Source organism: Blautia sp. Sow4_E7, from assembly GCF_052116245.1.
In the GTDB taxonomy this organism is placed as follows: Bacteria; Bacillota; Clostridia; order Lachnospirales; family Lachnospiraceae; genus Blautia_A.
In genome coordinates this window covers 49,040-65,646 of the sequence record NZ_JBQKLL010000012.1, presented here as the reverse complement: position 1 = coordinate 65,646, position 16,607 = coordinate 49,040, and the positions used below count along the sequence as shown (strand labels likewise).

The 16,607-nt window shown below is 44.6% G+C and carries 28 protein-coding genes; 24 read left to right on the top strand and 4 right to left on the bottom strand.

Annotation, left to right across the window (positions count from 1 at the left end):
* Positions 1-225: 225 nt before the first annotated feature.
* The 4 genes from ACTQ50_RS09345 to ACTQ50_RS09330 are packed head-to-tail and all read right to left on the bottom strand — an operon-like array spanning position 226 to position 2,680.
* Positions 226-1,356: a tyrosine-type recombinase/integrase gene (locus ACTQ50_RS09345; RefSeq protein WP_418721223.1), complete on the bottom strand. Its 1,131-nt coding sequence runs from the start codon at positions 1,354-1,356 to the stop codon at positions 226-228.
* 14 nt (positions 1,357-1,370) lie between these two features.
* A complete protein-coding gene (locus tag ACTQ50_RS09340) occupies positions 1,371-1,943 on the bottom strand; it encodes a hypothetical protein (RefSeq protein WP_441483964.1) in 573 nt (190 codons plus the stop codon).
* A 13-nt stretch (positions 1,944-1,956) separates the two neighbouring features.
* Positions 1,957-2,250 (bottom strand): hypothetical protein, encoded by a 294-nt coding sequence (locus tag ACTQ50_RS09335; protein WP_195588832.1) that lies wholly within the window; start codon positions 2,248-2,250, stop codon positions 1,957-1,959.
* A 40-nt stretch (positions 2,251-2,290) separates the two neighbouring features.
* Positions 2,291-2,680 (bottom strand): helix-turn-helix domain-containing protein, encoded by a 390-nt coding sequence (locus ACTQ50_RS09330; protein WP_173716227.1) that lies wholly within the window; start codon positions 2,678-2,680, stop codon positions 2,291-2,293.
* 234 nt (positions 2,681-2,914) lie between these two features.
* Between ACTQ50_RS09330 and ACTQ50_RS09325 the strand changes: the two genes are divergently transcribed.
* The 24 genes from ACTQ50_RS09325 to ACTQ50_RS09210 all read left to right on the top strand — a co-directional run bounded on the left by ACTQ50_RS09325 (position 2,915) and on the right by ACTQ50_RS09210 (position 16,603).
* Complete coding sequence (locus ACTQ50_RS09325; RefSeq protein ID WP_171030222.1) at positions 2,915-3,343, top strand: helix-turn-helix domain-containing protein; 429 nt, start codon at positions 2,915-2,917, stop codon at positions 3,341-3,343.
* Between the two features lie 22 nt (positions 3,344-3,365).
* Positions 3,366-3,866, top strand: a complete 501-nt coding sequence (locus tag ACTQ50_RS09320) for a helix-turn-helix domain-containing protein (protein WP_226834064.1) — start codon at positions 3,366-3,368, stop codon at positions 3,864-3,866.
* Positions 3,867-3,875: 9 nt separating this feature from the next.
* Complete coding sequence (locus ACTQ50_RS09315; RefSeq protein WP_227588286.1) at positions 3,876-4,073, top strand: hypothetical protein; 198 nt, start codon at positions 3,876-3,878, stop codon at positions 4,071-4,073.
* 2 nt (positions 4,074-4,075) lie between these two features.
* Positions 4,076-4,306 carry a hypothetical protein gene (locus ACTQ50_RS09310; protein ID WP_441483963.1) on the top strand — a complete coding sequence of 77 codons (231 nt, stop codon included), beginning with the start codon at positions 4,076-4,078 and terminating at the stop codon, positions 4,304-4,306.
* 1 nt (position 4,307) lies between these two features.
* Positions 4,308-5,216: a recombinase RecT gene (locus ACTQ50_RS09305; RefSeq protein ID WP_441483962.1), complete on the top strand. Its 909-nt coding sequence runs from the start codon at positions 4,308-4,310 to the stop codon at positions 5,214-5,216.
* Positions 5,217-5,228: 12 nt separating this feature from the next.
* Positions 5,229-6,026, top strand: a complete 798-nt coding sequence (locus tag ACTQ50_RS09300) for a PD-(D/E)XK nuclease-like domain-containing protein (protein ID WP_441483961.1) — start codon at positions 5,229-5,231, stop codon at positions 6,024-6,026.
* 1 nt (position 6,027) lies between these two features.
* Complete coding sequence (locus ACTQ50_RS09295) at positions 6,028-6,807, top strand: phage replisome organizer N-terminal domain-containing protein (protein ID WP_441483960.1); 780 nt, start codon at positions 6,028-6,030, stop codon at positions 6,805-6,807.
* Entirely contained in the window at positions 6,807-7,460 is a 654-nt protein-coding gene (locus ACTQ50_RS09290; RefSeq protein ID WP_441483959.1) for a hypothetical protein, read from the top strand. The genes ACTQ50_RS09295 and ACTQ50_RS09290 overlap by 1 nt, the downstream gene beginning before the upstream one ends.
* Positions 7,461-7,464: 4 nt before the next feature.
* Positions 7,465-7,653, top strand: a complete 189-nt coding sequence (locus tag ACTQ50_RS09285) for a hypothetical protein (RefSeq protein ID WP_173716218.1) — start codon at positions 7,465-7,467, stop codon at positions 7,651-7,653.
* On the top strand, positions 7,646-8,134 hold the full coding sequence (locus ACTQ50_RS09280) for a RusA family crossover junction endodeoxyribonuclease (protein WP_441483958.1): 489 nt from the start codon (positions 7,646-7,648) through the stop codon (positions 8,132-8,134). The genes ACTQ50_RS09285 and ACTQ50_RS09280 overlap by 8 nt, the downstream gene beginning before the upstream one ends.
* Positions 8,134-9,222, top strand: a complete 1,089-nt coding sequence (locus ACTQ50_RS09275; RefSeq protein WP_441483957.1) for a DUF1351 domain-containing protein — start codon at positions 8,134-8,136, stop codon at positions 9,220-9,222. The genes ACTQ50_RS09280 and ACTQ50_RS09275 overlap by 1 nt, the downstream gene beginning before the upstream one ends.
* A 3-nt stretch (positions 9,223-9,225) precedes the next feature.
* On the top strand, positions 9,226-9,852 hold the full coding sequence (locus tag ACTQ50_RS09270; protein ID WP_441483956.1) for a hypothetical protein: 627 nt from the start codon (positions 9,226-9,228) through the stop codon (positions 9,850-9,852).
* Positions 9,849-10,160, top strand: coding sequence for a hypothetical protein (locus tag ACTQ50_RS09265; RefSeq protein WP_441483955.1), 312 nt, complete (start codon positions 9,849-9,851; stop codon positions 10,158-10,160). The genes ACTQ50_RS09270 and ACTQ50_RS09265 overlap by 4 nt, the downstream gene beginning before the upstream one ends.
* Positions 10,161-10,168: 8 nt before the next feature.
* Entirely contained in the window at positions 10,169-10,456 is a 288-nt protein-coding gene (locus tag ACTQ50_RS09260) for a hypothetical protein (protein ID WP_441483954.1), read from the top strand.
* 5 nt (positions 10,457-10,461) lie between these two features.
* Complete coding sequence (locus ACTQ50_RS09255; RefSeq protein WP_441483953.1) at positions 10,462-10,752, top strand: hypothetical protein; 291 nt, start codon at positions 10,462-10,464, stop codon at positions 10,750-10,752.
* 3 nt (positions 10,753-10,755) lie between these two features.
* A complete protein-coding gene (locus ACTQ50_RS09250; RefSeq protein ID WP_441483952.1) occupies positions 10,756-10,995 on the top strand; it encodes a hypothetical protein in 240 nt (79 codons plus the stop codon).
* Between the two features lies 1 nt (position 10,996).
* A complete protein-coding gene (locus tag ACTQ50_RS09245) occupies positions 10,997-11,308 on the top strand; it encodes a hypothetical protein (RefSeq protein WP_441483951.1) in 312 nt (103 codons plus the stop codon).
* Positions 11,309-11,510: 202 nt separating this feature from the next.
* Entirely contained in the window at positions 11,511-11,765 is a 255-nt protein-coding gene (locus ACTQ50_RS09240; RefSeq protein ID WP_226814938.1) for a hypothetical protein, read from the top strand.
* Positions 11,766-11,768: 3 nt separating this feature from the next.
* Positions 11,769-12,011, top strand: a complete 243-nt coding sequence (locus ACTQ50_RS09235; protein WP_173735136.1) for a DUF3850 domain-containing protein — start codon at positions 11,769-11,771, stop codon at positions 12,009-12,011.
* 90 nt (positions 12,012-12,101) lie between these two features.
* Positions 12,102-12,818 carry a hypothetical protein gene (locus tag ACTQ50_RS09230; protein WP_195588871.1) on the top strand — a complete coding sequence of 239 codons (717 nt, stop codon included), beginning with the start codon at positions 12,102-12,104 and terminating at the stop codon, positions 12,816-12,818.
* Positions 12,819-13,059: 241 nt separating this feature from the next.
* Complete coding sequence (locus ACTQ50_RS09225; protein WP_441483950.1) at positions 13,060-13,599, top strand: hypothetical protein; 540 nt, start codon at positions 13,060-13,062, stop codon at positions 13,597-13,599.
* A 212-nt stretch (positions 13,600-13,811) separates the two neighbouring features.
* Entirely contained in the window at positions 13,812-14,024 is a 213-nt protein-coding gene (locus tag ACTQ50_RS09220; protein WP_441483949.1) for a hypothetical protein, read from the top strand.
* Between the two features lie 318 nt (positions 14,025-14,342).
* On the top strand, positions 14,343-15,734 hold the full coding sequence (locus ACTQ50_RS09215; protein ID WP_441483948.1) for a putative antirestriction adenine methyltransferase: 1,392 nt from the start codon (positions 14,343-14,345) through the stop codon (positions 15,732-15,734).
* Entirely contained in the window at positions 15,683-16,603 is a 921-nt protein-coding gene (locus ACTQ50_RS09210) for a ParB/RepB/Spo0J family partition protein (RefSeq protein WP_441483947.1), read from the top strand. Before ACTQ50_RS09215 ends, ACTQ50_RS09210 begins: the two co-directional genes overlap by 52 nt.
* The last annotated feature ends 4 nt before the right edge of the window (positions 16,604-16,607 follow it).

Genomic DNA, 16,607 nt, shown 5'->3' with positions numbered 1-16,607 from the left:
AAACCTTTTTAATTAAAGAGTCAACAAACCTTGAAAGTACCGTAGTTCCAAGGGCTGCGGTACTTTTCTTAGTTTAGATCAAAAAAATGAGAAAGCAATTTGAGACACGGTGAGAAGCCCTGAAGATGGCAAGATAGGCAACAGGTAGGTAACAAGTAGGCAACAGAGCGAAGGAAACAAAAAGAAGAACCGTTCACAGGAAAAGAAAAGCCGTAACCACAAGGGTTACGGCATTTTTTCTATCTCGTCTCTGAGCCACTCAATATCACGGATTGTATAGACCGCCTCGGTTACGTCTGTGATCTTGTGACCGGCAAGACGTTTCACAACGTACTCATCTACGCCCGCTTTTTTCGCCATCGTAATGAATGTTGTTCGGGGATCATGCGGTCGATGTTCGGAACGAAGGTGCAGTGCGGCAACGACCTTGTTAAAACGTCCAGCGTATTTATCATAGGTGATTTTCATACCGCCCTTGGTAGCCTCCGGATCATTAAAGAGGCGGTCGCTTCCAAGAGAAACTGCTTCGTCATAATTTCTTTTTACCAAGTCCCGAATACGAGTGTGGATCGGGACGGTACGGTGCCTGCCGGCCTCAGTCTTCATACCGCCGGTAATACACCACTTTTCAAAGTCAACGTCTTTTAATTCCAAGAGTCCCATTTCTTGGGGACGCCATCCCATATAGCACTGTATAAGCAACCAGTCGGCGAATTTAATATTGTCAGCAGCACTCCAAAGGGCTTCCATCTCAGAATCATTGAAGTTAATATGGCCACGCTTTGCGTCCTCTTTTTCTTTGATAATGTCATTTGAAAGTTCAAAGGTACGAGCATAGTTTTTTGAGACAAGATCATATTCCATAGCATAGTCCAGCATGAGGTTAAACATGGATTTTATTCTGGATTTCGTTCCAGGAGATGCAGGCACCTTAGCTCCGGCATCTTTGCCCCGGTTTTGAATTACATATCCGTCTTCCATGATTCCTTTTATGTGGCGGGCACGCAGATCCTTTACACGCATCCCCTGTATGGCGTGGCAATATCTCCAGGCAGCTATTATTGTCCTGGAAGAAGAATCACTTTCTAGGGTAGGGAAGTAAGCTGCTGTCCATCTCTCGTAAAGCTCGGCCAAGGTCATGTTATTGTTCTGAATGTCGTAGGGGTTAGCTCCGTACTCAGCTAATGCCTGCAGAGCATCTTTTTTAGTCTTAAAGGTCCCGATAGGAACTCTGTTCTGTACTGCTTTTCCGGTTTCTTCATTTATGACCCAGCCGAGAGTCACTCTGGCCAGATATGGCTTACGCCGGTTTCCGGATAATTTAGTTACGCTTCCATAGCCATTCGGTAATTTCAATAGATCATCTCCTGTCACAATGCAATGGTTTCGATAATGTTTCCGAGATCCTGGAAATTTGTTTTTATCGGCTCCAGAGAAAGGAGAGAGTTTAAAGCTATACTTTTCTGGTTAGGCTTTTGCTGATCCAGAACAGAAGTAGGCAATACATAAAATTCCCAGAGATCAAGATTTCTTATGGATTGCTCGCGACTTCTGGCAGTATACAGGCAAAAGACGTACAGGTCAGAATGGCGGCTCCGCTCAGGAGAATAACCTGTCTGCGGATTCCATGCTCGCTTTGGTGCGATGTCAAAAATAATGTGTGAAAAGTAGTCCTCGGTCCAAGATTGAAGGTAAGCGGCAGATTTTACCTCAATCCTTCTCCCGGAAGGGCTGGCTAGATCATAAGGCGTCCAGTCAGTCCTCAAAATTTCTCGGGGGGGGGGTAAAAATGAGAATGACTTTTTTACGAGAAATTCTGCCAGCACCCCTCGAAGCGTATTGTTGAGCAGATCAGAATAAGCCCAGCTCCAAAATTCAGAGACAGATATTCCAGTATCATTTCCATCGAGAGTAAATTGCTCATTTCCGTTTAGTAGTTCCATTGTTTTCTCCTCGTTAGGTAAGGACAGCCGGCAACTCTCCACTTAGAGATTGAAGCAGAGAGAGCTGACACGCTTCATCCGAGAGAGGACCGTAAGAGTGAACCATGGCAATTAGGGATTCATCAGGTAAAGAGATACGGGCCTGCAGCCTTTGGATTTTGGCGGTTGTCCTGTACAAAGTTTGGGTGTCACAGCAATTAAGACTTGCGCAGAATGAAGCAAGGTAAAAAAGAATGGCCGGTGCGTCATGCCCGGCCATCTCTTCTGTTCTTGCAAGTGCGAAATACTTGGTTGCGTTATGTTGCATAAAGCATCCTCCTGTCAGTACCGAGTTTTGCGATACCAGCTCAGCCGGATAATCTTTTCCCTTCGTCAACGTATTTCTTTGAGTCCTCGACAGCACGCAAGAAGCCCTTAATTTCTCCCATAAATTCATATTGCTTGCTCATGGGAAGTTCGTGGAATAAATCCAAAAGTTCTTCGTCCATTGCGGAAAGCTTCGGCTCTTGAACCTCTGGCTGTTCAATGACAGCGGGACGTTCTTTACCGGTCAGGAGATAATCCAGCGAAACGCAAAGAAAATTTGCAATGGCCGGCATATAGCGAGCCGGAGGATCTTTCTTCCTGGTTTTCCATGTAGACATAGTAGATGTTTGGATATCGAGAACCTTGCACAATTCTATGGCCGTTTTATCACGCTCTGCGAGTAAATCGGATATGCGTTCAATGATTTCCATTAGACACCTCCAAGTGTAAAAATATACGCAAATACGAGGCAAAATCTTTACAAATACGCAGATTCGTGCTATAATATAACCATGAAACAAATTATTATTCGTGGTTGCGAGCCTATGATTTAAAATCTGTTTCATGGTGATTGCGTGTTCGTAATAACTCGTATTTGTATTATAGCACGCACTCGGAAAAAATGCAAATGCGAATCGCAGATGCAAGAAAGGAGATCGATGCAAATGAGCAATACTACTGTCCCCATTTCTGAATGGTGCAAGGAAATAAGAGTTGCGCTTGCGAGGAAGGAAATGAACCTTCAGAGTGTAGCTGATGAAATCGGCTACAGCTATACAACGATAACAGCCCTTATCAGCGGCCGGATCGTAAAGGATAATTACCTGGATATCGCAAAGAAAATTAACGAAGTTCTGGAAGTGAATGTGCTTCCGGAAAAGCCGCAGCTTCCGTCTGATGAATGGTGTGGAGCAGTGCGAGCGAAACTGTATGTGAAGAAAATGAATATCAGCGAGCTGAGCAAGTCCATCGGATTCAATCGAGACAAGGTATCATTGGTGCTGAACGGCCATGCACTTGATTGGCCAGTGATCGAGAAGATCAATGAACAGTTAAAAGTGGAAGTACCGGCCGTTCCTGTAGGTACTGATTAAATTATAAGTGAAAGTAAGGTAAATGAGAATGGGACGGAACCCTATAAAAGAAAACCAGAATCCGTATTTTAGAGCCAGAAAACAGGCGGCAGAATGGGATGCAAGGCTGGAAAGCAGAGAAAGAGCATCGGAGCTTATAGGAATTGCGGCATATACGCTGGCAGACTACGAGCTGGGAAATGTTAAAAGAGTGCCAGCCGACAAGGTTTTGATAATGGCGGATCTGTACAACGCACCTTGGCTCCTGAGCAATTATTGCAAGAATGAATGTCCGATCTGCGGATTCCTTCCACTTGCAACGGAAGAGAAAAATATATGCAGCGTGACCGTGAGATTATTAAAAGCTTTGAGAGAAGATGAGCTGGAGAATATGAAAAATCAGCTGCTTGAAATATCCCAGGACGGAAAGATAAGGGACGATGAGGTAGAAGCGGTGAGAAAGATATCTGAATATCTTGACGGCATCGCAGAGGTAATAAGTGAATTTAAAATAATGAGCGATAAAGCTTTGAAAGGCAAATAGGAGGATACGATGAGAAAGGTTAGACGGTTACTGAAGGAAAATTGGATACCGATTGTAGTTGGTATTCTTCTCACGAAGTGGGCCGTAGATTATGCATATCGAGTGCGGGGTTATGACGCAATAGGGAGTGAATGGTTAGTATTACCGTTCACCATTTTTATTTTTAACTGGGGAAAAGCCGTATGGGAAGAATTAAGAGGTGAATAGGTATGTGTGCAGTATGTAGAAAAAATCCATGTGACAGCAGATGCCCGAACGCTGAAGAGCCGAAATCTATATATACCTGTGAATGGTGCGAGGAGCCAATTTATGAAGGTGACAAGTATATGGATACTCCAGAAGGCCCGGTTTGTAAAGATTGCATAGAAGGCATGGGCGCAACAGAATTTTGCGAGTTGATTGGAGAATCATTCAAAACAGCAGAGAAGGAGGAAGAATAGAATGGAAGATCAGACAGGAATGCAGCCGGCAGCACCACAAGCGGAACCAGCTGTTCCGGTAGTAAAACAGGTAAAGGAGTTGCTTTCCAAGGACAAAATCAAAGAAAAGTTCGGAGAAGTATTAGGACAGAAAGCTCCTCAGTTTATGGCCTCGATCACCAATACAGTATCAGGAAGTGCACAGTTGAAGAAATGCCCTGCAAATTCAATTATCGGAGCTGCGTTTGTAGCGGCAACATATGACCTTCCGATAGACAGCAACCTTGGATTTGCGGCAATCGTTCCATATAACGAGAGCGTTTGGAACCCCAAGAAGAAAGACTGGGAGAAGGTTCCGAAAGCTCAGTTCCAGATGATGTACAAAGGGTTCATTCAGCTGGCAATCCGGTCGGGATACTACGAGCGAATGAATTATGCAGTTGTATATAAGGACGAGCTGGAATCGTACAACCCAATAACAGGCGAGATTAAGTTTGTGGAAGATTTCAGTAATTGCAAGCAGAGAGATGCAGGAGATGAAGCAAATGTGGCTGGATATTATGCCTGGTTTAGATTGAAGACTGGTTACAGCCAAGAGCTGTATATGTCAAAGAAAGCAGTGGATAATCATGCAAGAAAGTATTCCCAGGCGTACAGATATGATCTGAACAAAGGCAAGAAGTCAAGTAAGTGGACCACAGATTTCGAGGCAATGGCACTGAAAACAGTCATTAAGCTGCTTCTTAGCAAGTGGGGAATTTTATCAGTGGATATGCAGAGAGCCATCCAGGACGATCAGAAGACATATGACGAAGAAGGAAATGGAACCTACGGCGATAACAAGCCAGATTCAGTTCCGGAATTGGAAGCACAAGATCCGTTCGAGGTAGTAGAGGAAGAGCCAGAAGATGTAGATATCGATGCAATGTAGGAGGGATGACACATGGTTTTGACGGCAGAGAATTATTATAGCCAGGAAGCGAATGAAGAATATATGAGCGTGTCGCAGTTCAAGGATTTCTGCGGTACATATGGAAAAATGCCTTGCGAATTTACTGCAATGGAAAAGCTGAAGGGAAGATGGGAAGAGCCGAAATCGAAGGCCCTCATGGTTGGAAGCTATGTAGATTCCTACTTTGAGGGAACGCTTGATAAATTCAAGGCAGAGAATCCGGATCTTTTCAAGAGAGACGGAACGCTGAAAGCTGAGTTTGTGAAGGCAGATGAAATTATCCAGAGAATCGAGAGAGACGATTATTTTATGAAATTCATGTCCGGCAAGAAGCAGGTAATTATGACGGGAGAGCTGTTCGGAACAAAGTGGAAGATTAAGATGGACAGCTACATCCCGGACATTGCGATTGTTGATTTAAAGGTTATGGCATCGATCGCAAAGCTAGAATGGGTAAGAGATATTGGATATCTGGATTTTGTGCGGTACTGGGGATATGACATACAGGGCGCAATTTACCAGGAAATCGTTCGACAGAACACCGGTAAGAAGTTACCGTTTTATATTGCAGGAGCTACGAAGGAAAGCGAACCGGATATCCGGATTATCCACATCACTGACAATTATCTGGCAGAAGCCTTGAATCTGGTAGAAATGAACATGGCGAGAGTCCTGGCGGTGAAGACAGGGAATGCAGAGCCAGATCGGTGTGAATTGTGTGATTGCTGTAGAAAGACAAGAGTTTTAAAAGCCCCTATCTCTATTACGGATTTGACAGCAGGTATCTGACATGGCAGAAAAGAAGTATTACTGGCTGAAAATGACGGATCAGTTCTTCGAGGATAAGGCAATAAAGAAGCTGAGAAAGATAGCAGGGGGCGATACCTACACAATCATTTATCTGAAAATGCTGCTGACGGCAATTAAGCAAGGAAACAAAATGTATTTTGAAGGAATCGAAGATGATTTCATGGAAGAGTTGGCGTTGGAGTTGGATGAAGACACAGATAACGTGAAGGTAACGGTAAGCTATCTGAAAAGCAAGGGCCTGATAGAAGTTCTTGGAGCAGACGAAATATTGCTGACGCAATGCGCTGAGATGGTTGGATCAGAAACGGATGCCGCAAGGAGAAAAAGATTGCAGAGAGACCGGGAACGGAATCGGGCAATAGGATCAGATCCGGTGCCTGCCCTGGAAGAAAAGCCAGAGGTTGCTGCAGAAGAAAAACTGGCCAAGAAAAAGGCTGAGAATACGATCCAGTTATTTCATCGTTTAGTTGAAGATTACAATATCTCTGAGCCTGTCCGAGAAAAGATGGAAGTTTGGTTCCGCTACAAGATGGAGCGAAAGGAATCATACAAGGAGCAGGGAATGAAATCATTGCTCAAGAAGACCGAGAACAATGAAGGAAGCTATGGAGCAAATGAAATCTGCAATCTGATCGAAGACTGCATGGCGAATAACTGGAAAGGAATTATCTGGAAAATCCTGGAGGAAAGAAAGCAGCAGCGACCGGCAACAAGAACTGAGCAGATACAACAGAGGGTTAGCGAGGTAGATAGCTGGTAATGGAAAGAGAACAGTTCAAAGTTTTGGTGAAGGCTATGAAGGCTGTATACGCACAGCCAACCTTCATTCCGGATCAGGATGCGTTTAATGTATGGTTCGCATTGTTGGGAGATCTGCCATATAAACAGGCAGAGCTGGCAGTTCAAAAACATATGGCAACGGAGAAATTCCAACCGACAATAGCAGATATAAGGGAAAAGGCAGAGCAGATTACCTCTGTAAAAGAAACGGAAATGAGTGAGCTGGAAGCCTGGGCGATTGTGCGAAAAGCAATCGGAAGATCAAATTATTATGCAGAAGAGGAATTTGAGAAACTGCCAGAAGCCTGCAAGATGGCAGTAGGAAATCCAAGTAACCTAAGAGAATGGGCGATGATGGATTCAGACCAGGTCGGAACCGTAGAGCAATCTCATTTTGTAAGAAATTACCGGACTGCGATGCAGAGAATTAAAGAAGACCGAAGAGTGCCAGAAAAGGTCAGGATTGCAATAGCAGAGGTAAAAAAACAGCAGATGCAGATCGAAGACAGGCGGGAGAAACCTAAGCTGCCAGCCCAGGAAGAGAAAGAGGAAGAGATACAAGGTGAAATGTCAGAAGAAACCAGGAGAAAACTGTATGAATTGCGAGGAAAGATAGGAAGTAGCAGGAGGTAAGGCAATGGCTTTCAAGAAAGTGGCAGAAATCAGCATTGATAAATTAGAGGACAGAAAAACTGTAACAGCGATCTTACACGCAAACGGATATACAGTTGGTCCAGGAAAGCGTAAGAAGACACCTACAGGGAAGCAGCTGGACTATTATCTGAAAGTTTACAAGGAAGTTGAGGAGGACGGAAAGGATGAATAATCCAGAGGCGTTCAAGGAGGATGAAGTGCGAAGTATAAAATTCGTTGTTCCAGGCCTGCCATTTGGCAAGCAGAGGCCAAAAGTGACCGTCAGGAAGTTTATTGGCAGTGACGGTAAGGAAAAGAAATTTGCAAAGGCATATACGCCGAAAAAAACAGTAAATTATGAAAATTTGGTTAAGATGGCATACCAGGAGAAAGCAAAAGGGAAGAAGTTCAAGGACGAGGATATGCTAGATGTTCGCATCATTGCCTATTACAATATCCCGCCGTCAACCAGCAAAAAGAGAAGAACGCTGATGTTGGAGCATAAGATCCGACCAACCAAAAAGCCAGATTGGGATAATGTCGGAAAGATTATCTGCGATAGTTTGAATAATATTGCGTATCACGATGATAACCAGGTTGTAGATGCACAGGTAAGAAAGTTCTTCTCAGAGAATCCAAGAGTAGAAGTGACTATAAGAAAGGTGGAAGGGTAATGGCAACAGAAGAAAAACAGGTAGTAGAGGAAACTGCGGTAGTTCCGGGCAAAATGGAGTTTAGATTGATTAGCCCGACAGAGAGCAATTTTTTGAAACATATCGAATGGAACAAAGAAGAGCTGCTGGCTGCGGTCAGAAGCAAGGTTGCATCGTATGAAGGGATTGTATATACCGAAGAAACCGTTAAATCAGCAAAGAATGACAGAGCAGAGTTGAACAATCTTGTTAAGGCAATCGATGAACGTAGGAAAAAGGTGAAAGAGGTTATCAACCAGCCATACACAGAGTTTGAGAAAGAGCTGAAGGAAATCACAGATCTTATCAAGAAGCAGTCGGCAGAGATTGATGAACAGGTAAAAGCGTTTGAGACTGCAGAGAAGGAAGAAAAGAAAGCAAAGATTATGGAGGCTTACAAAAAAGCCATTGGAAATCTTGCAGAAATCTTGCCGTTTAGCAAAGTGTTCGATCAGCGGTATCTGAACAAGACCTGCAAGCTGGAATCCGCTATCGCAGATGTGCAGAAGAAAATTGAGCAGGTAAAGACCGATCTTGAAACTATCGAAAGCGTATGCGGAAAGTATAAGTTAAATGCCAAGGACGTGTATGTCCGTACCCTGGACTTGTCAAAAGCTATGGCAGAAGAAAAGCGTCTGAAAGATCTGGAAGAAAAGCTGGAAGCAGAACGTATCCAGAAAGAAAAGGCTGCAGAAGAAAGAAGAAAGGCAGAGGAAGCCAGAAAAGCAGAGGCAGAGCGTATCCGTAAGGAAGAAGAGCAGAAGGAAATCGAGAGACAGAGAAAAGCGGAGGAGGAACGTATTGCCGCAGAGAAAGCTGAAGCGGAGAAAAAGCAGAGCGTTCCGGAAATGCCGCAGGATGTTCCGGCAGAGCAGGTTTCTGTTCCGGAAAAAGAGGAAAATGTTCCGGTACAGGAACCAGAACCGGTAGTTGATCCGTTTGCTCAGACACGGCCTGTTCCGGAAAAGAAGTGCAGAGCTAAGTTCTATGCAATCGGAACCAAAGAGCAGCTGAAGGCGTTAGTTGGATACATGAAGGAAAATGGAATCAAATACGGAAAGGTGGAGTAAGGAATGGATAAATTTATGAAAGCACTGGATTTTGACAGTGATACACTGGGAAACGTAAAGCGAGATATGAATTTTGTTCTGCAGAGATTGATTGGAAACATGATGGAGAAAGGAAGCACGAATGGAAGTTTGACATTGAAAATTGATGTCAGTTTCACTCAGGAATATATTCCGAATTACGATCCTAAAGTAGAAGGCGAAAGCAGGAAAATCAATAAGCCAAGTTTCAAGCATAAAGTTACATCTACTGTGCAGATTACGGACAAAAAGGACGGCAATATGGACACAGAAATGGAGCTGGCGTTTGATGAAGATAGCGGCGAGTATGTTTTGCAGCCGGTAGCCAATACAACGCAGAAGAGTATTTTCGACAGCGATTACAAGGAAAATCTGAAACCGGATGATGAGGAAAAACCGGAAAAAGAAGAACCGAAGGGAATTCCTCAGTTACCTGGCCCGACAGAAGCGGAAGACGAGGACGTAATCGATGCGGAATATACAGAGACGGAGATTGACCAGGAGACAGATGCAGAACCGGAAGAGGATATTACGGATGAAATCCTGGGAGACGCAGAAGATCCGGACGATGCGGATGGCTACGATTACGAAGATCCGGAGGATGAACTATGAGAATAAAAGAGAAGAGAATGAAGAGTTTTGCCAGCAGAGCAAACGTCCTTACACAGGCCAAAAAGCAGACAGAAGCTGCCAAAGCGGTGAGCGATGGCCTGCAGTATTATTCAAATAATGTGATCAAAGCGATTTCTCCGTATGCTGCAGCTGATGCAGGGATGATCGTTGTGGTTCTTCGCCATTTGGCAGATGAAATGGAATCAAAGAACGTAGGAGCAAAAGAATTTGCTGAGTGGCTGGATAAACACACCAAGAAGCCCCCACTTACGGAAACACAGGTTGCAAAAAAACCGAATATGCAGTAGGAGGAAATATGGAAATAAAGGGAATGGGTGGAGCGTTGTATACGCAGAATGGTCGAAAATTAGCTGATGTTGAAGAGGTTTCCGCAATGACGGTAGATGAACTATACAAACAGAGAACGGCAACTGCTGTGGCTGATATTGGAAGAACCCATAGTATCACTTGCCAGTTAGCTCCGTATGATATGCGGATGATATATAGCCTCATGTATGGCATGAAGATTACAAATAATTTCTTAAAGATGCATGGTGGAATTATGGTAAGAAATGTTGCCGGAAGAAAGCATAAAAGGAAGTGAAGCAAATGTCAAATAGGGTGAGAGAGCTTTTCGGACTGGACCCTGAGTATAATAAACAGATGGAAGAAAGCATACGAGAAGCGCAAGAGAAAGCAGTGAGAGAAAAATGGTGCTGCACCTGCGAATATTACATACCGGTTGATCCTTGGCTTCCAGGGTTTGTGACTGCATATCCAGAGTGTGAAAAAGGCAGAAATCCGGTACAAACTTGCGAGGACTACAGAACAGCAGGGTGTGCAATCCGTAATAGTCCATGGGCTGACCGAATACGAGAGAGATTTATGAGAAAGGAGTAGAAGATGATACTGGTTACTATATGCGTTACGGCAATAGCAACGCTTATAATTGAGCGTGTTGCCAGAAAAGTTTATTCGGAGGTTAAGGAAAGATACAGAGTCAGAACAGAAGACCGAAGAAATGGGTTTGCATATGGGAAATATCTGAACAATATAGCCTATGCGTATGGAATGAAACGCAGATTTTTTGAATCAGACAAAGAATTTAGAGTGAGAATCTTGGAGCAGATAAGGAGATCATAAAGTGGCAACGAGATATTTTATGACATACGAGGCAATCCGACAGGAAGAGGCCAGGCTGCAGGAAAGAGTTAGATCATATCCGGTGAATGGAAGGAAGACCAGCACAGGGACGATAAAGATGATCCGGAAAGAAATCGGTGATATGACGTTCAGAATTGCCAGAAAGTGCAATGTGAGTGTGAATTATCCGAGATGGAGCATCCAGGGGAAGAAAGTAGTCCTGGGCGAGCCTACAATTTTACTTCCGACATTGAGATATGTGAGCTTTGAGGAACTGAAGGCAATAGAAGTAGGCTACGAAGGAGGTGCGTAATGATACCGAGATGCAAAGAGTGCCAAAATGCAAAGATGCAAGATATGAATGGAAGGCCCAACCGATGGTTTTGCGAACGCCCAAAAGCAAGGGATTACGTCAGCTGTCCTGCAGATACAATGATTTGCAAAGGAGAAAGGCACTCAACAGAGATAACGATTAAGACAAGCCCTAAATGGTGTCCAAGGAGGAAGAAAAAATAATGAAGCAGAATAGCGCAGGACAATTCAGCCAGTGCAATAGATGCGGGGCAAGAATAATGTGGGTGAAAACAAAGGCAGGAAAGAATATGCCGGTAGATCCCCAGTTCGTAGATTTTAAGAAGATTAAGGGCGGCAAGGAAAGATTGGTACTTCCTAATGGAGAAGTTGTAGCCGGAGAAAGATGCAAGGCGAAAGAAGCGGATGACTACGGTTACATTTCTCATTTTGCGACATGCCCTGGATACAGGAGGTAGAGGATGTTACATGAGCTGAAGACATATCCAAAATATTTCCAGGAAACAATCGAAGGCAATAAGCTATTTGAAATCCGGAAGAATGATCGCAATTTCCAGGTTGGAGATGTGCTGCTTCTGAAAGAGTGGGACAACATCAAATATACTGGAAGAGAAGTCGGTGCGATGGTTAGATATATTTTGGATGATAAGTTCATAGGGTTGGCAGAAGGGTATGTTGCCCTGGGACTGCAGATCCTGACATAAAAGAAGAGGCCGCCTCCCTGACGAAAGACGACCACACACGATACCGGAATTATAACCCGGAAAGATGGAAAAAGTCAAGGAGGTGGCAGCATGGCTGTAGAAGAAAATGTAAAAGAAAATACGCCGAAGGCTGAGGGTGAAGTGCAGGGAGTGAAATACATTTCCCTGACAGAAGAAGAATTGGAAAGGCTCATAAAGGCCGCAGGCCGGGAGGGAGCTAAGAAAGGAGTAGAAGCCTACGAGAGAAGAAAAGAGAAAGACAAAGAGGAACTGGCAGATAAGGTAAAGAATAGTGCCAAGACGATCATCATTCACTACAGGCAGTTAAAGAAAATGAAGAATACATCGGTAACAGGGACAGATACGGTGACAGATCCTACGCTGAAAGAAATCCTGGACGGAATCCTGGAGCAGGTAAGGAAAGAGGAATTTAATCTTACCAGCACGAATAAGAACCGGATAGTAACCGGTATGCTTCTGAACCATGTAGATGTGCAGCTGGAAAATTACAAGAAGGAATGTAGAAAGTCAAAGATCCAGGATATTCAGCGGAGATACCGGGTAGTGGAAAGGATGTTCCTGCAGGCGGAGCCGGTGCGGGCAGAAGATGTGGCCGAAGAGGAGCAGATTGATAAGAGTACAGTGTACCGCACGTTGGAAAAGGCATACGATGATCTGGCGGTTTTATTCTTTGGGATAGAAGGAGTAAAAAGTATAGAGGTGAACCGTAAACCAAAGAAATCCGGTAAGAAGACTATGCGAAATGCAGATACGAGAAATCTCGCAAATGCGAAAAAGGCGCACTAGACAAGCGAAGGGCAAAGTGGTATTCTGATAAAAGCCCGATAAGCTATGTGTCACCCCTAAAAAAGGCATTGTTTTTCTTCTGTGAAGGCAGAGTGGGTAGGCAGAAATGCCGCCCGCTCAAAACTCCGGAATTATGAAAAATCGGTTAAAAATGGGTAATAAAGTGTACTTAGATCAGCTCGCATAGTATAATTAAATTGTAGATAATACGCATTAGCGAGAATAAAGGAGTGACAAAGCTATGGCAATTTGGACAAGCAGATACAGCAATAAAGAGCTAGTAGAGAACAAAGACAAGTATTATTGTGTCGGAATCAGTTTAGGAACGCCGAAATTTCCACTTGGCTATACAGTTGAACAGCAGTGCTATTCACTGGCACCAAAAGGATATATGCTGAGAATGGAACTGGAGAAGTTCACTGAGGAGTATTACCGTAAGCTGGAAGGCATCGGAAATGACAAAATCATCGACATGGTAATGAGATTCGAGAAGACGGCCGCAGACGAAGGTAAGGACCTGGTTCTTTTGTGTTACGAGGACGTAAGAACCCCGGAAGACTGGTGCCACAGAACAGTGTTTGCTCAGTGGTACTGCGAAATGACAGGAGAAATTATTGAAGAGCTGCCAGACCCGAATCCACCAAAAGTAAAGAAACCGCCTGTACAGAAGCAGGCAAAGAAAGAAGAAAGCAAGCGCACAGCCGCTCAGAAGGAAGCCAAGACGGAAACGGAAGGCTATGAACAGATGAGTTTATTTGGTATGGCTGGTGCGATGATATAATATCCGGAACTGGTGAAAGCATCACATTCCTCTTCCAGAGGGAAGTTCCTGTTCATTGCAGGGTTCCGGTCCAAAAGAAACGGCATCGTATCTTCGGGTACGGTGCCTTAATTTGTGCAATTTGCCAGAATGGTCTCTGAAATTCCCGGTGTGATATCAGAGATTGTCCTGGCTTTTTGTATAAAGTGAACAAAAAAAGGAGGGAAATTAGAATGGAGAGAGGCGTTGTAGCAGCTACCTGCATAGCACAACACATTGAGACATTCAGAAAGCAGGCCGCGAGTGATGCAAAAGCGGATTTCGGAGAGCCATGCCAGAACTGCCCGATGAATAAGGAGTGCAATTTTGACTGGCTCTCGAACATGGCACCGCTGTTGAAAGATTCAATGGTGAAGATCAGAATGGTTCTTCCGGCGCAGTGTTGAATACAGGACAAGATCCACGTGCATCCCGGCGAGGATAAGGGCAATCATCCGAACAGTCACAAGAATAGCCCAAGATCTTATAGCCAGGAGCTGCGGCACCGAGCATAGAAAACTCGGCGTAATCAACACGAACACCATGCCGTTCTTCCAGGTAAGGGCAGTAATCATGGTGTATGAGAGAAATCCGTCTCGACAATATAATTCACCTCCGGTTTATTACTCGGCTCGTATGAGCCTGTAAAGACAGTATAGTACAGTTTTAGAAAAACGGAAAGAAAGGAGAAGAAAGCAATGGCGTTTTTTATGGACCCAGGGGCAATGTTTTTGGGATGTTTAGGGCCATCGGAGCAGAAGTTTTTAGTCACTCTGATAGAAACGGCAGCAAAGTCCGGGTACACAAGATTTGTTGAGCCATGTGCCGGCACCTTCGCAATGGCAAATCTGGCAGTGCAGAACGGCTTTAAGCCAGAGCAGATTGAGACCAGCGATGTCAACATGATGTCAACGGTCCTTGGGTATGCGATAACAGGGCAGTCATTGGAACCACTGGAAATCCATGCACAAGGATTCAGCGATGAGGAGCTTCTTGATCCTGCAACAGCGTTGTACGCACAGCTGTATCTCAGAACATCAAAGAACGCAGGGAATGATTATTTCTACCAGATACTCACGGACCTACGGCTTAGGAGAGAAGAACACATAGAGAGCATCAACCGGCAGATAGAAGTCATTCGGAATCTGCTTGGTGGAATGAGCTATAGGCCACTGGATATGTGGGAACATCTGAAAGAGGTGCTGGACGATCCGCACGCTTTGGTGATCGCAAATCCACCGACCTATTTCTCAGGTTATGAGAAGTTCTATGACACACAGGGTAAGATGACCTGGAAGGAACCGCCGTATGAGCTGTTTGATCCGGAGACCGGACACCAGCAGTTCTACGATCTCTGCATGAACGCAAAAGCATTGGTAATTTGCTACCAGGAGAAAAGAGTAGGAGAGGCAGTCGGCTATACGATATACGCCCGATCCGGCACAAGAGCAGACTTGAACGCCTACATAACCACGAACCGGGAGGAAGAGGCAACAGCCTTGGCAAATGGCAAGAAAATCAAGCGGCCGGCAGAGAGTAAGCTACAGCCATTAGACTGCAGTATGCTTCCCAGGGACTACGAAATCAAGGAAGACAGCAAAGTGCAGGTTATCCCAATCAAAGCGGCAGAGGCTCAGTATTACAGAGAGCTATGGACACATAATTTCGTTGGCTCATCGGCCACGTTCAACAGGGCATTGCTGATTGATGGGTATGTAGCCGGCGTGTTTGGAATCTCGAAGATGGCATCTGACAGCGTGTTTGTATGGTATGTGATGAAGGTTCCACACAAAACGTACCGCCTCGGAAGACTGTGCTATATGCTGGCACAGAACAGAGCGTTTGTGGATACGCTCCTGGACAATATCGAGCAGGAGAAAGTCACGAAGATGCGGACTGCAATGCTTACCAGGTATCCGGAAAACAAAGAAGTCAGGGGCATCATGAAACTGGTAAACAGGGTGGAAGACAAGAAGAATGGATACAAGCTCACATATGAGGCAGAACTGGTTGAAGGCAGGAGTGAGCAGCAGACACTTCAAGAATGGCTAAGGAGGGAGAATGAATGGCAGAAGAACAGGGCAAAAGCATCCAGCAAATCGAAGGGTGCGAAGTAATCTACGATATGGGTTCGGGTTTGGTGATCGCCAAAGTTCCGCTGGATAAAGTCAAGGAACAGGACATCAACGCCAGAATCATGAAGAACGAGATGCAGGACCAGCTGACCGCCAACATCAAGAAACGAGGACAGTTGGAGAGCCTGCCTCTTTTTGTTTTGGTAGACGGAAAGTTAGAAATCATCAGTGGTCACCACAGAGTAAAGAGTGCAAGAGCTGCAGAGATGAAGGAGATCATTGCTATTGTTGATGTGTCTGGACTCTCACGTAGCAAGATAGCGGCGAAACAGCTGGCCCACAATGCAATTTCCGGTTTCGATGATGATAGCACGCTGAGAGAAATCGTGAAGATGATTGACGATGTGGACGATATGATTGAGTCGTTTGTTGGAAAAGAAATCATGGAAGAACCGCTGGAACAGTATGACAAGATGCTGAGTCCTGCGGTTCAGTTTGATTTTAAGAATGTCACTTTTACATTCCTTCCGCATCAGGTGAATGATATGGACGTCCTGGTGAAGGATTTGGAATCTAAAGCTCCGGAAATCGTTGGAGTTGCTTCATACGAGCAGTGTAAGGCATTTGTGGAGACATTAAGCAAATACCAGAAGTTTACGGACATCAGAAACGTAGGAGCAGCTATCCATTCTATGATCGAGAACGCAAACGAGAAAATGAATGCAGTTGGGTTTGATGCAGAAGAGGAATGGACATATCTGGCGAAGGTGTTTGGGAGCAATGCGATTCCTGCGGATGCCGCCGAAGTAATCAAACAGGCCATCAAGAAGGCTGAGAAAGAGGGAACCATCACCAGCAAGAACCGGTGGCAACTGATTGAATACCTTTGCGCTGACTATCTAGGTAAATAGATAA

Coding starts and splice junctions, on each gene's coding strand:
- ACTQ50_RS09340 (WP_441483964.1), bottom strand. CDS start 1,943: ATGGAACTACTAAACGGAAATGAGCAATTTACTCTCGATGGAAATGAT.
- ACTQ50_RS09335 (WP_195588832.1), bottom strand. CDS start 2,250: ATGCAACATAACGCAACCAAGTATTTCGCACTTGCAAGAACAGAAGAG.
- ACTQ50_RS09330 (WP_173716227.1), bottom strand. CDS start 2,680: ATGGAAATCATTGAACGCATATCCGATTTACTCGCAGAGCGTGATAAA.
- ACTQ50_RS09325 (WP_171030222.1), top strand. CDS start 2,915: ATGAGCAATACTACTGTCCCCATTTCTGAATGGTGCAAGGAAATAAGA.
- ACTQ50_RS09320 (WP_226834064.1), top strand. CDS start 3,366: ATGAGAATGGGACGGAACCCTATAAAAGAAAACCAGAATCCGTATTTT.
- ACTQ50_RS09315 (WP_227588286.1), top strand. CDS start 3,876: ATGAGAAAGGTTAGACGGTTACTGAAGGAAAATTGGATACCGATTGTA.
- ACTQ50_RS09310 (WP_441483963.1), top strand. CDS start 4,076: ATGTGTGCAGTATGTAGAAAAAATCCATGTGACAGCAGATGCCCGAAC.
- ACTQ50_RS09305 (WP_441483962.1), top strand. CDS start 4,308: ATGGAAGATCAGACAGGAATGCAGCCGGCAGCACCACAAGCGGAACCA.
- ACTQ50_RS09300 (WP_441483961.1), top strand. CDS start 5,229: ATGGTTTTGACGGCAGAGAATTATTATAGCCAGGAAGCGAATGAAGAA.
- ACTQ50_RS09295 (WP_441483960.1), top strand. CDS start 6,028: ATGGCAGAAAAGAAGTATTACTGGCTGAAAATGACGGATCAGTTCTTC.
- ACTQ50_RS09290 (WP_441483959.1), top strand. CDS start 6,807: ATGGAAAGAGAACAGTTCAAAGTTTTGGTGAAGGCTATGAAGGCTGTA.
- ACTQ50_RS09285 (WP_173716218.1), top strand. CDS start 7,465: ATGGCTTTCAAGAAAGTGGCAGAAATCAGCATTGATAAATTAGAGGAC.
- ACTQ50_RS09280 (WP_441483958.1), top strand. CDS start 7,646: ATGAATAATCCAGAGGCGTTCAAGGAGGATGAAGTGCGAAGTATAAAA.
- ACTQ50_RS09275 (WP_441483957.1), top strand. CDS start 8,134: ATGGCAACAGAAGAAAAACAGGTAGTAGAGGAAACTGCGGTAGTTCCG.
- ACTQ50_RS09270 (WP_441483956.1), top strand. CDS start 9,226: ATGGATAAATTTATGAAAGCACTGGATTTTGACAGTGATACACTGGGA.
- ACTQ50_RS09265 (WP_441483955.1), top strand. CDS start 9,849: ATGAGAATAAAAGAGAAGAGAATGAAGAGTTTTGCCAGCAGAGCAAAC.
- ACTQ50_RS09260 (WP_441483954.1), top strand. CDS start 10,169: ATGGAAATAAAGGGAATGGGTGGAGCGTTGTATACGCAGAATGGTCGA.
- ACTQ50_RS09255 (WP_441483953.1), top strand. CDS start 10,462: ATGTCAAATAGGGTGAGAGAGCTTTTCGGACTGGACCCTGAGTATAAT.
- ACTQ50_RS09250 (WP_441483952.1), top strand. CDS start 10,756: ATGATACTGGTTACTATATGCGTTACGGCAATAGCAACGCTTATAATT.
- ACTQ50_RS09240 (WP_226814938.1), top strand. CDS start 11,511: ATGAAGCAGAATAGCGCAGGACAATTCAGCCAGTGCAATAGATGCGGG.
- ACTQ50_RS09235 (WP_173735136.1), top strand. CDS start 11,769: ATGTTACATGAGCTGAAGACATATCCAAAATATTTCCAGGAAACAATC.
- ACTQ50_RS09230 (WP_195588871.1), top strand. CDS start 12,102: ATGGCTGTAGAAGAAAATGTAAAAGAAAATACGCCGAAGGCTGAGGGT.
- ACTQ50_RS09225 (WP_441483950.1), top strand. CDS start 13,060: ATGGCAATTTGGACAAGCAGATACAGCAATAAAGAGCTAGTAGAGAAC.
- ACTQ50_RS09220 (WP_441483949.1), top strand. CDS start 13,812: ATGGAGAGAGGCGTTGTAGCAGCTACCTGCATAGCACAACACATTGAG.
- ACTQ50_RS09215 (WP_441483948.1), top strand. CDS start 14,343: ATGTTTTTGGGATGTTTAGGGCCATCGGAGCAGAAGTTTTTAGTCACT.
- ACTQ50_RS09210 (WP_441483947.1), top strand. CDS start 15,683: ATGGCAGAAGAACAGGGCAAAAGCATCCAGCAAATCGAAGGGTGCGAA.